This is a genomic window from Glycomyces xiaoerkulensis (assembly GCF_002798405.1).
GTDB classification, from domain to species: Bacteria; Actinomycetota; Actinomycetes; order Mycobacteriales; family Micromonosporaceae; genus Glycomyces; species Glycomyces xiaoerkulensis.
On the sequence record NZ_PGGV01000008.1, the window covers coordinates 26,078 to 38,381 of the forward strand.

The 12,304-nt window shown below is 72.0% G+C and carries 12 protein-coding genes; 9 read left to right on the forward strand and 3 right to left on the reverse strand.

Annotated features, from left to right (window positions below):
• Positions 1 to 4: 4 nt before the first annotated feature.
• Positions 5 to 604: a COG4315 family predicted lipoprotein gene (locus CUT39_RS02815; protein ID WP_157930442.1), complete on the reverse strand. Its 600-nt coding sequence runs from the start codon at positions 602 to 604 to the stop codon at positions 5 to 7.
• A 69-nt stretch (positions 605 to 673) separates the two neighbouring features.
• Here CUT39_RS02815 and hrpB point away from each other — a divergent pair, with 69 nt between their 5' ends.
• On the forward strand, positions 674 to 3,130 hold the full coding sequence (gene hrpB, locus CUT39_RS02820) for an ATP-dependent helicase HrpB (protein ID WP_100444457.1): 2,457 nt from the start codon (positions 674 to 676) through the stop codon (positions 3,128 to 3,130).
• Here hrpB and CUT39_RS02825 read toward each other — a convergent pair.
• Positions 3,105 to 3,857, reverse strand: coding sequence for a M50 family metallopeptidase (locus CUT39_RS02825; protein WP_198586823.1), 753 nt, complete (start codon positions 3,855 to 3,857; stop codon positions 3,105 to 3,107). The two genes, hrpB and CUT39_RS02825, sit on opposite strands and share 26 nt — an antisense overlap.
• A gap of 107 nt (positions 3,858 to 3,964) precedes the next feature.
• Between CUT39_RS02825 and CUT39_RS02830 the strand changes: the two genes are divergently transcribed.
• The 6 genes from CUT39_RS02830 (at position 3,965) to CUT39_RS02855 (ending at position 10,497) form a co-directional block, all read left to right on the forward strand.
• On the forward strand, positions 3,965 to 4,417 hold the full coding sequence (locus CUT39_RS02830; RefSeq protein WP_100444459.1) for a hypothetical protein: 453 nt from the start codon (positions 3,965 to 3,967) through the stop codon (positions 4,415 to 4,417).
• A gap of 267 nt (positions 4,418 to 4,684) precedes the next feature.
• On the forward strand, positions 4,685 to 6,124 hold the full coding sequence (locus CUT39_RS02835) for a carbohydrate-binding protein (protein WP_100444460.1): 1,440 nt from the start codon (positions 4,685 to 4,687) through the stop codon (positions 6,122 to 6,124).
• Between the two features lie 148 nt (positions 6,125 to 6,272).
• Entirely contained in the window at positions 6,273 to 7,541 is a 1,269-nt protein-coding gene (locus tag CUT39_RS02840) for an ABC transporter substrate-binding protein (protein WP_100444461.1), read from the forward strand.
• A 100-nt stretch (positions 7,542 to 7,641) separates the two neighbouring features.
• On the forward strand, positions 7,642 to 8,604 hold the full coding sequence (locus CUT39_RS02845) for a carbohydrate ABC transporter permease (protein WP_100444462.1): 963 nt from the start codon (positions 7,642 to 7,644) through the stop codon (positions 8,602 to 8,604).
• 44 nt (positions 8,605 to 8,648) lie between these two features.
• Positions 8,649 to 9,470, forward strand: coding sequence for a carbohydrate ABC transporter permease (locus CUT39_RS02850; RefSeq protein ID WP_100444477.1), 822 nt, complete (start codon positions 8,649 to 8,651; stop codon positions 9,468 to 9,470).
• Between the two features lie 10 nt (positions 9,471 to 9,480).
• Entirely contained in the window at positions 9,481 to 10,497 is a 1,017-nt protein-coding gene (locus CUT39_RS02855; protein ID WP_100444463.1) for a LacI family DNA-binding transcriptional regulator, read from the forward strand.
• Here the strand turns inward: CUT39_RS02855 and CUT39_RS20650 are convergent.
• Positions 10,494 to 10,637, reverse strand: coding sequence for a GPGG-motif small membrane protein (locus CUT39_RS20650; RefSeq protein WP_198586825.1), 144 nt, complete (start codon positions 10,635 to 10,637; stop codon positions 10,494 to 10,496). The genes CUT39_RS02855 and CUT39_RS20650 overlap by 4 nt on opposite strands.
• Positions 10,638 to 10,707: 70 nt before the next feature.
• On the opposite strand from CUT39_RS20650, the gene CUT39_RS20655 reads away from it, so the two are divergent.
• Both CUT39_RS20655 and CUT39_RS20660 read left to right on the forward strand, forming a co-directional pair.
• Complete coding sequence (locus CUT39_RS20655; RefSeq protein WP_198586826.1) at positions 10,708 to 11,685, forward strand: hypothetical protein; 978 nt, start codon at positions 10,708 to 10,710, stop codon at positions 11,683 to 11,685.
• Positions 11,619 to 12,272 (forward strand): DNA polymerase, encoded by a 654-nt coding sequence (locus tag CUT39_RS20660; RefSeq protein ID WP_232805552.1) that lies wholly within the window; start codon positions 11,619 to 11,621, stop codon positions 12,270 to 12,272. Before CUT39_RS20655 ends, CUT39_RS20660 begins: the two co-directional genes overlap by 67 nt.
• Positions 12,273 to 12,304: the final 32 nt, after the last annotated feature.

Here is a 12,304-nt window from a genome sequence, read left to right on the forward strand (position 1 = left end):
CGCCTCAGCCGCTGGTGGTCACGGCTTCGCCTTCGGCGTCCAGCACGTACCAGACGTCGTTGACGCCCTGGCCGTCGACGTCGCCGGGAGCGGCGTCGTTGATCCAGTAGTAGAGCGGGTGGCCGTTGTAGGTCACCTGCTCGCTGCCGTCGTCGCGCTCGACCGAGCCGACCAGCGAGGCGTCCAGCCCTTCGCCGACGTCGACGACCGGGGCGTCGTCGTCGCCCTCCTCGACCAGGAGCGGCGGCCAGTTCTCCGCGCACTGGTCGTAGCAGGTCGATTCGCCGCCCTCGTCGGCCGTGAACAGGTACAGGGTCCGCTCGTCGTCGTCGACGATCACGCTGCCCAGACTGGTCTCGGCCAGCCCGATCCGGTCCGATTCGGCATCCCATTCGCCGCCGTCGTCACCGTTGCCGTCGTCGGCGTCGTCCTCGGCCGGGGGCGACTCCTCTTCCTCGGTCTCCACCCCGTAGCCGGGGCCGGGGTCGGTCTCCTCGCCGCTTTCGCCGTCGCCTCCGTCGCCGCAGGCGGTGAACGCGAAGGCGCCCACGAGCGCCGCAACCGCGCCGGTGCGGACATTGCGCAGTTTCGATTGCTGTTCCATGCCTTCGACGCTATAAGCACTCGGATGCGCTGTCATCCGAACACGCCCGAATCAGGGCGAGGGGCGAGAATGGTGCCCATGCCCGAGCTTCCCGAACTGCCGATCCGCGAATCCCTCCCGCGACTGCTCCGCGCGGTCGACCGGACCGGGACGGCCGTGCTGGCCGCGCCTCCCGGCACCGGGAAGACCACCCTGGCACCGCCGGCGCTCGCCGGGCTGCTCGACGACGCCTCGCCGCGGCGGCGGATCCTGGTCGCCGAGCCCCGACGGCTCGCGACCCGCGCCGCCGCACGGCGCATGGCCGACCTCCTGGGCGAACGGGTCGGCGACCGGGTCGGCTACCGGATCCGCGGGGAGTCCCGCCGCTCGGCGGCGACCCGCGTCGAAGTGGTGACCACGGGTGTCCTGCTGAACCGGCTCCTGTCCGACCCGGAACTGCCCGGCGTCGACGCGGTCGTGCTCGACGAGTGCCACGAGCGGCACCTCGAGACCGACACCGCGTGCGCCTTCCTGATCGAGGCGCGGCAGGTCCTGCGGCCCGATCTGGCGCTCGTGGCGGCCTCGGCCACCGCCGACGTGGACCTGTGGTCGCGGCTGCTCGACGACGCGCCGGTGGTCGCCTCCGAACCCATGCGCCACCCGGTGGCGATGCACTGGTCCCCGCCCCGCGAGCGGATCGCCCCGCCCGACGGGCTGCGGGTCGACCCCAGGCTCCTCGCTCACGTCGCGCACGTGATCGATCGGGCGCTGGCGGCCGACGAGGGCGACCTGCTGTGCTTCCTGCCCGGAGCCGGGGAGATCCGCCGGGTGGCCGAACAGCTCGATTACCTCGATGTCGATATACATCAGTTGCATGGTTCGGTGCCGCCGACCGCGCAGGACGCTGCGATGCGGCCCGGTCGGCGGCGCCGGATCGTGCTGTCCACCGACATCGCCGAGTCGAGCCTGACCGTGCCCGGGGTGCGGATCGTGGTCGACGCCGGCCTCGCCCGGCGGCCGACCATCGACCACGCGCGCGGACTGCCCGGACTGACCACCGTCGCGGCCTCGCGGGCCTCCTGCGACCAGCGCGCCGGCCGGGCCGGACGCGAAGCGCCCGGAGCGGTGTGGCGGTGCTGGAGCGAGGCCGAACACGGACGCCGCCCCGCGCAGCCGACACCGGACGTCGAATGCTCCGACCTCACCGGCTTCGCGCTGCAGGCCGCGTGCTGGGGCACCCCGGTCGCCGACCTGGCGCTCCCCGCCCAGCCCGCCGCCGGTGCCATGGCGGCGGCCCGGGACACGCTGCGGTCGCTGGGGGCGATCGACTCCGGCGGCGCGGCCACCGACCGCGGCCGGGCCCTGTCGAAGGTGGGACTGCATCCGCGGCTGGCGCGGGCGCTGCTCGACGGCGCCGAGCGGGTCGGCACCGCCCCGGCCGCCGAGGTCACGGCGCTGCTCGGGCTCGACCGGCGCGGCCGGGGCGACGACCTGCTCGCCGAATGGCGGCGCTTGCGCTCAGGACCCGACCGGCGGTGGCGCGCCGAGGTCGGACGGCTCACCGCCGCAGCACCCGAGGTCGACCGGCAGGCCGGCGACGACGAGGCGGCCGCCGTCGTGGTGGCGCTGGCCTTCCCCGAGCGGGTCGCAGGGCGCAGCGGCGGCCAGTGGCTCACCGCCGCCGGGACCGGAGCGGTCACCGCCGAGGGCTCGTCGCTGGCCGGCAGCCGGTGGCTGGCGATCGCCGACGCCGACCGCTCCCCCGGCAGTGCCGCCGCGATCGTCCGGGCGGCGGTGCCGATCGACGGCGAACTGGCGTGCGAGCTGGTCGGCGACGAGGTCGTCGAGCTCGTCGAATGGGACCCCGAGCGGCGCGACGTGGCCGCGCGCGAGGTCAGGAAGCTCGGCGCGATCGAGGTCGCCTCGAAGCCGCTGCGCGCGCCCGACCCGTCGCTGGTCGAAGCGGCGCTCGCCGACGGGCTGCGGGCCGAAGGCACGGGGCTGCTGCGGTGGTCGGCCGAGGCGCGGCGGCTGCGCGAGCGGATGGCGTTCTGCCACCGGCGGATCGGCGATCCGTGGCCGGACGTGGGCGAGGCGGCGCTGCTGGGCGGCACCGACTGGCTGGAGCCGTGGTGGTCACGCGCGCGCCGACGCGCCGACCTCGAGGCCGTCCCGGTCGCGCGGGCGCTGCGGAGCCTCCTGCCGTGGCAGGCGAGCCTCGACGAGGCCGCACCCGAGACGCTGCCGGTCCCGAGCGGGCGCCGGGTGCGCGTGGACTACTCCGGAGAGAGCCCGGTGCTGGCGGTCAAGCTCCAGGAGATGTTCGGGGAGGTCGAGGCGCCCGAGGTCGCCGGAGGCCCGGTGACGCTCCACCTGCTCAGTCCGGCCGGTCGGCCCCTGGCGGTGACCGCCGACCTGTCCTCGTTCTGGGAGGGCCCCTACCGGCAGGTGCGCAAGCAGATGCGGGGGCGCTACCCCAAGCACCCCTGGCCGGACGACCCGTTCTGCGCCGAGCCCACCGCTAGGACGAAGCGGCGAGAGCGCTGAAAAGGTCCCAGTCCTCGAACGGCAGGAGCAGCCAGGTGCCGTAGGCGGCCGCGGCGATCGTCGCCAGCGAGAACAGGAACACCCACGCCCCGGCCGGCAGCGGGGTGATGCCCGCGAGCTGGTCGGCGTCGGACGCGCCCGAGCCGCCGCGGCGGCGGCGCCGCCCGGCGAGCTCCAGCACCGGCTTGACCGAACCGAACAGCAGCAGCCAGGCGCCCAGGTAGGCCGCGACGGTCTGGACGATCGCCGTCCCGTACCAGGTCGCCAGGAACACGCCGGCGCCGACGGCCAGCAGGGCCAGCGCCCCGTACCAGTTGCGGATGAAGACCAGCATGATCGCCAAGGCCACCAGCGTGATCCACAGCAGCGCCACGATGCGGCCCGCACCGGTCAGCGCCGCCGCGCCCAGACCGAGCGCCGCCGGAGCGATGTATCCGGCCAGGAGGGTCATCGCCGCGCCGAAACCGGTCGGCTTGCCGCGCGAGAACGTCAGCCCGGAGGTGTCGGCGTGGAGCCGGATGCCGGTCAGTCGGCGGCGCATCAGCACCGCCATCAGGGCGTGCCCGCCTTCGTGGGCGATGGTGACCAGCGCCCTGCTCCACCGCCACAGGGGCGTGTAGAGCACCATCGCGGCGGCGGCCGCCAGGCAGGCCAGCATGACGCCAGCCGGAGGGGCCTGCTGGATCCGGGTCAGGTGGTCGATGACGGTGTCGAGTATTTCTTCCACGGGGCCTCGGTTCTCGGGAGGGATCGGACGCGCGTGAACGCGCTGCGGACGCTCAGCCGTATGGTAGAGGAGGTAGGCATCCGCTCCGCACGGAAGGACAGCCCCAGATGGGCACCGACGACCGCCCCGATCCGCATCTGAACTTTCTGGAGCTCACCGACCAGATCGTCGAGGACCTGGCCATGCACAACCTCAGGGCCAGGGAGAAGCTCCGGGAGGGGATCGCGTGGCTGGAGGCCCGCCGCACCGACGCCACGACCTCCGAGAACGCCGACATCGAGATCCTGCTGGCCCAGTGTCACGACGCGCTGGGGCGCATGGAGTCGCTGCGGGACACCTACCAGGACGTGCGGGCGATCAACGCCGCCGCCCACGCCGAGCACATCGAGCGGCTGGAGAAGCGGATGCTGCGCGGCACCGAGTCGCCCCAGGAGCTCCGCGACCGCCAGCACCGGCTCGACCGGCTCAGCGCCGAGCGGCGGGAGCGCCTCAACGAGCTCCGCGAGCACACCCGGGAACGGCACCGGCACCGCCCCGGGGCCGACGGCCCCGGCCTCTGAGCCGCGCCGATCGGCCGCCGGAGCGGTCGGCGCCCGAATTTTTCCCGCGCTGATCCCACTGCCCCGCAACGTGGGGTGAACCGGTTCTGGAATGCGCTCGCCGGAAGCGACGGCGGATAACGGTTCGGTCACGGCCGATTGACACGCATTGATCCTTTGGGTAGAACACTTCTTGTAGTTCGATGAGAGAGCGCTCTCTACAAGACATCCGAGCCCTTGACCTACCTGGGAGAGCGATCTCTCTACTCTCCGGCAAAGGAGCCCATCATGACCCCGGACAGAACCAGACCCCGGTGGCGGCGCATCCCGGTCCGCGCCGTCGCCGCCCTCTCGGCCGCGGCCGCGGTGTTCGCGGCCGCGGCGCTCAGCATCAACACCGCGGGCGCCCAGGACCTCGAGGCCTCCCAGGAATGGGAGCAGATCTGGAGTGCCGAGTTCAACGGCGGCGCCGGCCAGATGCCCGACGGGAACAAGTGGCGATTCGACATCGGCCACGGCTACCCCGGCGGCCCCGCCAACTGGGGCACCGGCGAGATCGCTTACCACACCGACGATCCGGCCAACATCTCCATGGACGGCAACGGGAACCTCGAGATCACCGCGCTCCGCGACGGGGCCGGCGACTGGACCTCGGCGCGCATCGAGACCGAACGCGGCGACTTCCGCGCGCCCGAAGGCGGCTCGCTCCGCATCGAGGGCCGCCTGCGGCTCCCCCAGGTCTCCGGCGAAGCCGCGCTCGGCTACTGGCCGGCGTTCTGGGCCCTCGGCTCGCCCTACCGCGGCGACTACTGGAACTGGCCCGGCGTCGGCGAGTTCGACATCATGGAGAACGTCAACGGCCTCGGCGACGTCCACGCCGTCCTCCACTGCGGAGTCTCCGAAGGCGGTCCGTGCAACGAGACCATGGGCATCGGCGACACCACCACCTGCGGCGGCGACTGCCAGGACGGCTTCCACACCTACGCGTTCGAATGGGACGACTCCGGGGCGACCGGCGAGCTGCGATGGTACGTCGACGGCCAGCGGTTCCACTCGATCAGCGAGACGGACCTGCCGGCCGACACCTGGGCCGACATGACCTCCCATGCCGGCTACTTCATCCTGCTGAACCTCGCCATGGGCGGGGCGTTCCCGGACGGCGTCGCCGGCCAGGCCACCCCGGTGGCCGGCACCGAACCCGGGCACAGCCTGCTGGTCGACTACGTGCGGGTCCACACCCGCGGTGGCGGCGACCCCGAACCGGAGCCGACCACCACCGAGCCGACCACTTCGGAGCCGAGCGAACCGGGCGACGGCCGCGACGCCTACTCCAGGATCGAAGCCGAATCGTTCGACGCCGAGAACGGCGTCGGCGTCGAGGCCACCTCCGATTCCGGAGGCGGGGAGAACCTCGGCTGGATCGGCGACGGCGACTGGGTCCGCTTCGACGAGGTCGACTTCGGCTCCAGCGCCCCGGCGGACTTCGTGGCCAGGGTGGCCTCGGGAGCCGGCGCGGGCGTGAGCGGACTGGTCGAGGTGCGCATCGACAGCCGGTCGTCCGAACCGATCGGCAGCTTCGCGGTCGGCGACACCGGCGGCTGGCAGAGCTGGCAGAGCATCCCCGGCAACGTGAGCGCGGTGACCGGCACCCACACCGTCTACCTCACATTCACCAGTGGACAACCGGACGACTTCGTCAACGTCAACTGGTTCAACTTCCGACGCTGACCAGCGGAGGAAGCGTGTGCACAGCCGACGCTGACCAGCGGAGGAAGCACCAAGGCGGCCGCCGAGCGGCGGTAGCGCCCCTCCCGGCTCCCGCAGCCGGACGCTGCGGGAGCCGGATCCCTCATCACCAGCAAAGGAAAGCAACCCGATGTTGAAACGCAACCCCTTCCGCACGGCCCTCGCGGTCGGCACGGCCGCGGCGCTCGCAGCCGCCGGCGGCGCGTGCTCCTCCGAGTCCGAGGACGACACCGTGAACCTGACCGTGGGCCTGTTCGGCGACTTCGGCTTCGGCCCGCTGTACGAGGAGTACATGGAGGCCAACCCCGGCATCGTGATCGAGGAGCGCATCGCCGAGTTCGCCGATCACCACACCAACCTCACCACCCACCTGGCCACCGGCAGCGGCGCGGCCGACATCGAGGCGGTCGAGGTCGGCTACATCAGCCAGTACACCGCCGAGCCCGACCGCTTCCACAATCTGCTCGACTACGGCGCCGGCGACCTCGAGGACCGGTGGCTCGACTGGAAATGGCAGCAGGGCCTCGCCACCGACGGCGGAGCCCAGATCGGCCTCGGCACCGACGTCGGCGGCATGGCCATGTGCTACCGCCGCGACCTGTTCGAGGCCGCCGGGCTCCCGACCGAGCGCGACGAGGTCTCGGCACTGTGGGCCGAGTCGTGGGAGGACTACGTCGAGGTCGGCCACGACTACGTCGAGGCCACCGGCGGCGAGTACTTCTTCGAGTCCTCGGGCAACATGTTCCGCGCCATGGTCGAGCAGGCCGAGCAGGGCGTCTACGACCGCGACGACAACATCGTCGTGGACTCCAACCCGGCCGTCAAGGAGTCCTGGGACCTGACGGTCGAGGCGGTCGAGGCGGGCATGTCCAACCAGCTCGAGGCCTGGACCCCCGAGTGGAACGCCAGCTTCACCGAGGGCACCTTCGCGACCATCATCTGCCCGGCGTGGATGACCACCTACATCGAGACCAACGCGCCCGACGCGGCCGGCCTGTGGGACATCGCCACCGTGCCGGGCGGGGCCGGAAACATGGGCGGTTCGCACCTGGTGCTGCCCGCCCAGGGCGAGCACCCCGAGGAGGCCTACGAGTTCATCGAGTGGCTCACCGCGCCCGAGCAGCAGCTCAAGGTCTTCGAGGAGACCGGGAACTTCCCGTCCACGCCCGAGCTGTACGAGGACGAGGCGTTCACCGGCATGACCGCGGAGTACTTCAACGAGGCGCCGGTCGGCGAGATCTTCACCGACTCGGCCGAGTCGGTCGAGCCCCAGTACCAGGGGCCGCTGCAGGGCGACGTCCTGTCCACCATCGGCGCGGGCCTCGGCCGCATCGAGGAGGGCGCCCAGTCCCCCGACGAGGCCTGGCAGCAGGTCCTGAGCGACCTCGAGTCGTTCTAGCCCCAGAGACGGGGGCGGCTCCCCCGACGACCGACCCCGACCCGGGGAGCCGCCCCTTCGCACCGTCCCGTCCCGATACTCCGAGCTCGAAAGCGACCCCATGGCCATCGCCACCAAGGGCCGGGCCCCGAACCCCCGGAAACCCGCCACGGCGGGCCGGCTTCGGTACCGGCTCGACCTGCACGCCTCCCCGTACCTCTACATAGCCCCGTTCTTCGTCCTGTTCGCGGCCTTCGGCCTGTTCCCGCTGGCGTTCACCGCGTGGGTGTCGCTCCACGACTGGAGCCTGCTGTCGGACGAGCACGTCTTCGTCGGCGCCGAGAACTACGCCAACCTGCTCACCGACGGCTACTTCTGGAACGCCCTGGTCAACACCATGTCGATCCTGGCGCTGGCGACCGTGCCGCAGTTGCTGGCAGCGCTGTGCCTGGCCCACCTGCTGACCTTCCGGCTCCGCGGGCAGACGTTCTTCCGCATGGGCATGCTCCTGCCGAACGTCGCCTCGGTGGTGGCGGTCGCGGTCATCTTCAGCCAACTGTTCGGCAGGGACTTCGGGCTCATCAACTGGGTGCTGGAGGCGCTCGGCGCCGGGCGCATCGACTGGCAGGCCGGACGGGCCTCCTCGCACGTGGCCATCGCGGTCATGGTCGCGTGGAAGTGGACCGGCTACAACACCCTCATCTACCTGGCGGCCATGCAGGCGGTGCCGCGCGAAGTCTACGAGGCCGCCCGCCTGGACGGCGCCGGGCGGCTCTCGCAACTGTTCAGAGTGACCGTGCCGATGATCCGCCCCACGATCGTCTTCACCGTCATCGTGTCGACCATCTACGGCCTCCAGATCTTCGCCGAGCCCCAACTGTTCGGGGGCGCCGGGGCGAGCGGCGTCACCGGCGGACCGTCCCGGCAGTTCCAGACGCTGACGCTGTACCTGTACGAGCACGGGTTCAACCGCGGCTTCGAATTCGGCTACGCCTCGGCGGTGGCCTGGACGATGTTCGCCGTCATCGTGGTGATCGCCCTGCTGAACTATCTACTCGTCAAACGGATCCGGAGCTCCTCGTGACGTCGATACCGAGCGCGCGCAAGCGGCGCGCCCACCTCCGCCTGATGCGCAACCGGCCCGGCAGGCTCGCCTACCTGACGCTGGTCGCGGTGATGTTCTTCTCCGGGTTCCCGCTGTACTACAGCCTCGTGGTCGCCTCCAAGGACAACTCGGCGCTGGCGCAGGTCCCGCCACCGGTGCTGCCCGGTGCGAACCTGGTCGAGAACGTGGGGCGCGTGTTCGACACCGTCCCGTTCGACTTCGCCCTGCTCAACTCCGCGATCGTGAGCCTCAGCGTCACCGCCTCGGTCGTGTTCTTCTCGACCCTGGCCGGGTTCGCGTTCGCCAAACTCGAGTTCCGCGCCTCCAAGGCCCTGCTGGTGGCGGTCGTGGCGACGATGATGGTGCCGGTGCAACTGGGCGTGATCCCGCTGTACATGCTCATGGTCGAACTCCACTTGACCGACACCCTGTGGGCGGTGGTCGCCCCGGGCCTGGTCAACGCCTTCGGTGTGTTCTTCATGACCCAGTACCTGCGCGGGGCGATGCCCGGCGACCTGATCGAGGCGGCCCGCATGGACGGGGCCAGCACGTTCCGGATCTTCTGGCAGGTGGTCTTCCCCGTCGCCCGCCCGGCCGCGGTCGTGCTGGGCGTGCTGACCTTCCTGACCGCCTGGAACGACTACTTCTGGCCCTTGATCGTGCTCTCCAGCCCCGAGAAGTACACCGTCCAGGTGGCGCTGTCCTCGCTCAGCGGCGGCTACGTCACCGACTACTCGCTCGTGCTGACCGCGACGATGCTGGCTACCCTTCCCCTACTGGCGGTGTTCGCGCTGCTGGGCAAATACATGATCGCCGGGATCATGCAAGGTGCGGTAAAGGGCTGAGGCTGAGCGAATGGGATTGACGGAACCGAGCAGGCGGCGACCGACGCTGGAAGAGGTGGCCGAACGGGCGGGCGTGTCGCGGGCGACCGTGTCGCGGGTGGTGAACGGGCAGAGCTCGGTCGCCGAGCACCTGCGCACGGCGGTCGAGGCCGCCGCCACCGAGATGGGCTACGTGCCGCACGCCGCGGCGCGTTCGCTGGTGACCCAGCGGACCGAATCGGTGGCGCTGATCGTGCCCGAGTCGCCGACGCGGGTGTTCTCCGACGACCAGTTCTTCCCCAGCGTCATCAGGGGCGTGGCCACCGAACTCGACGCGGCCGGGAAACTCCTGGTGCTCATGACCACCGGCTCGGCCGAGGGCCGGGCGCGGGTGGAGCGGTACTCGGTCGGCGGCCACGTCGACGGGGTCATGTTCGCCTCGCTGCACGACGCCGATCCGCTGCCCGAGCTGATGCTCCGGCGCGGGGTGCCGGTGGTGGTCAACGGCATGCTGCCGCACTCGACGGTGCCGTACATAGACGTCGACCACGTCGGCGGGGTCCAGGCCGCGGTCGAGCACCTGCTGGCTCTCGGCCGGACCAGGATCGCGACCGTCGCCGGCCCGCAGGACATGGTCGCCGGCCGCGCCCGCCTGGAGGGCTACCGGCGGGCCCTGGCCGCCGCCGACCGGCGGGCGATCGTCGCGGTCGGCGACTTCACCGCCGAGTCGGGCACGGACGCGATGCGCCAGCTTCTGGCCGACGAGCCGGACCTCGACGCGGTGTTCATCGCCTCGGACCTGATGGCCCACGGGGCGCTCTCGGCGCTGCGGGAGGCCGGCAAGCGCGTGCCCGAGGACGTGGCCGTGGTCGGCTTCGACGACATCGCCCTGGCCGATTACTCCGAACCGCCGCTCACGACGGTGCGGCAGCCGATCACCGAGATCGGCCGCACGCTGGCCCGGCACATGCTGAAGCTGCTCGGTGGCGGCGACGTCCAGCACGCCACCATTCTGCCCACCGAGCTGGTGGTGCGCGAGTCGGCCTAGGTGAAGACCGAAACGCCGCCGGGGCCTACCAGGAGGCCCACGATGATGAACAGGATGCCGAGCATGATTCTGGATCTGAACAGCAGAAAGATCCCGTAGACGACCAGAATCACCGCGAGTATCCACAGAATGAACTCCATATCCGTTGTCTACCCGCCGGCGCCGGAATTATGTACGCCCGCTGTCGCAGGTGCGTGCTCCACTGGAACGGTGACGGTCGCGATAGTGCCCGGCAGGGGCTCCGAGGGGTGGACGATGGAGCTCCCCGGCGGGCCCGTGCGCCGTCACGGCGACCTCGCCGCGGCCGTGGCCGAGACCGAGGCCGACGCCGCGCCGCGCTGGGTGGTGGCCGACTCCGCCCGCGACTACGCCCGGCTCCTGGAGGCCGGGGTCCGGCTGGGGCGGTGCCGGGACCTGCGGCTGGCCGAACGCATCCTCTCCCGGGTCGAGGGGCGCGAGCCGGCCCCCGAGGCCGCCGAGCCCGACCCCGACGCCGGCACGCTGTTCGAACGCGAGCCCGAGCCGGTCGACGGCCCGGCGCTGCTCACCCGGCTCCAGGCGGGCTGGCTGGACCAGCGGCGGCGGCTGCGAGCGGCCGGCATCGCCGGGCTGGGGACGCTGCTGGCCGCCGAATCGGCCGGCGGCCTGGTCGCCGCCGAGATGATGCGCACCGGCGTCCCGTTCGACCTCGAGGTCCACGACGAGCTGCTGCGGGAACTGCTCGGGCCGCGCCCCACCCGAGGAATGCGGCCGCGCAAGCTCCAAGCCCTGGCCGACCGGGTCGCCGAGGCGTTCGGCCACCGGCTCAACCCCGATTCGACCAAACAGGTCCTCGCCGCCTTCCGCGCCGCGGGAGTGGAGGTGCGGACCACCCACCACTGGGAACTGTCCCAGGTCGACCACCCCGCCGTGGAGGCGCTCCAGGTCTACCGCGAGCACGCCCGGGTGTGGAGCGCGTTCGCTGGAACTGGGCCGACGAGTGGACGAGCGAGGGGCGGTTCAGGCCGGTCTACTCCGTGGGCGGGACCGACACCGGCCGGTGGGCCACCGACGGCGGCGGTGCGCTCCAGATGCCGCACGCCGTCCGCGCGGCCATCAGGGCCGAACCGGGCTGGAGGCTCGTGGTCGCCGACGCCGCCCAACTGGAGCCGCGCCTGCTGGCGGCCATCAGCGGCGACCGGGCCATGATGGCCGCCACCGGCGCCGACGACCTCTACACCGAGCTCGCCCCCGATCTGGGCGGCGAGCGGGACAAGGCCAAGCGGGCGCTCCTGTCGGCCATGTACGGCGGCCTGGCCGGCGAGGCGGCGGCGCTGGCGGCGCTCATGCGCGAGCGGTTCCCCGCCGCCTACGACTGCGTCGAGACCGCCGCCCGCACCGGCGAGCGCGGCGGCGTCGTCCGCACCTGGCTCGGCCGCACCGCACCCGCACCGCCGGCCGAATGGTGGAGCGCGCTCAACTCCGAGCGCGGCACCCGGGCCGCCGCACGGCGGGGCCGGTTCACCCGCAACTTCATCGTCCAGGGCACCGCCGCCGAATGGGCGCTGGTGGTGCTGGCGCTGCTGCGCCGCGCCCTCGCCGACGAGGGCCTGGGCGAGCTGGTGTTCTACCTGCACGACGAGGTCATGGTCCACGCTCCGGCCGATTGCGCCGAGGCCGTGTGCGCGGCGGTCGAGCGGGCCGCCGACGAGGCCACCCGCACCCTGTTCGGCGACCTGCCGGTCCGACTCCCGCTGCGCCCGAAGGTCGTCTCCAGCTACGCCGAGGCGAAGTAGACGCCGCCGGGAAGGACGCCGGGCCTAGTACC

Excerpts from the sequence above, each read along its gene's own strand:
- CUT39_RS02840 (WP_100444461.1), top strand. The coding sequence starts at position 6,273 with ATGTTGAAACGCAACCCCTTCCGCACGGCCCTCGCGGTCGGCACGGCC.
- CUT39_RS02855 (WP_100444463.1), top strand. The coding sequence starts at position 9,481 with ATGGGATTGACGGAACCGAGCAGGCGGCGACCGACGCTGGAAGAGGTG.
- CUT39_RS02830 (WP_100444459.1), top strand. The coding sequence starts at position 3,965 with ATGGGCACCGACGACCGCCCCGATCCGCATCTGAACTTTCTGGAGCTC.
- CUT39_RS02815 (WP_157930442.1), bottom strand. The coding sequence starts at position 604 with ATGGAACAGCAATCGAAACTGCGCAATGTCCGCACCGGCGCGGTTGCG.
- hrpB (WP_100444457.1), top strand. The coding sequence starts at position 674 with ATGGTGCCCATGCCCGAGCTTCCCGAACTGCCGATCCGCGAATCCCTC.
- CUT39_RS02835 (WP_100444460.1), top strand. The coding sequence starts at position 4,685 with ATGACCCCGGACAGAACCAGACCCCGGTGGCGGCGCATCCCGGTCCGC.
- CUT39_RS20650 (WP_198586825.1), bottom strand. The coding sequence starts at position 10,637 with ATGGAGTTCATTCTGTGGATACTCGCGGTGATTCTGGTCGTCTACGGG.
- CUT39_RS02845 (WP_100444462.1), top strand. The coding sequence starts at position 7,642 with ATGGCCATCGCCACCAAGGGCCGGGCCCCGAACCCCCGGAAACCCGCC.
- CUT39_RS02850 (WP_100444477.1), top strand. The coding sequence starts at position 8,649 with ATGCGCAACCGGCCCGGCAGGCTCGCCTACCTGACGCTGGTCGCGGTG.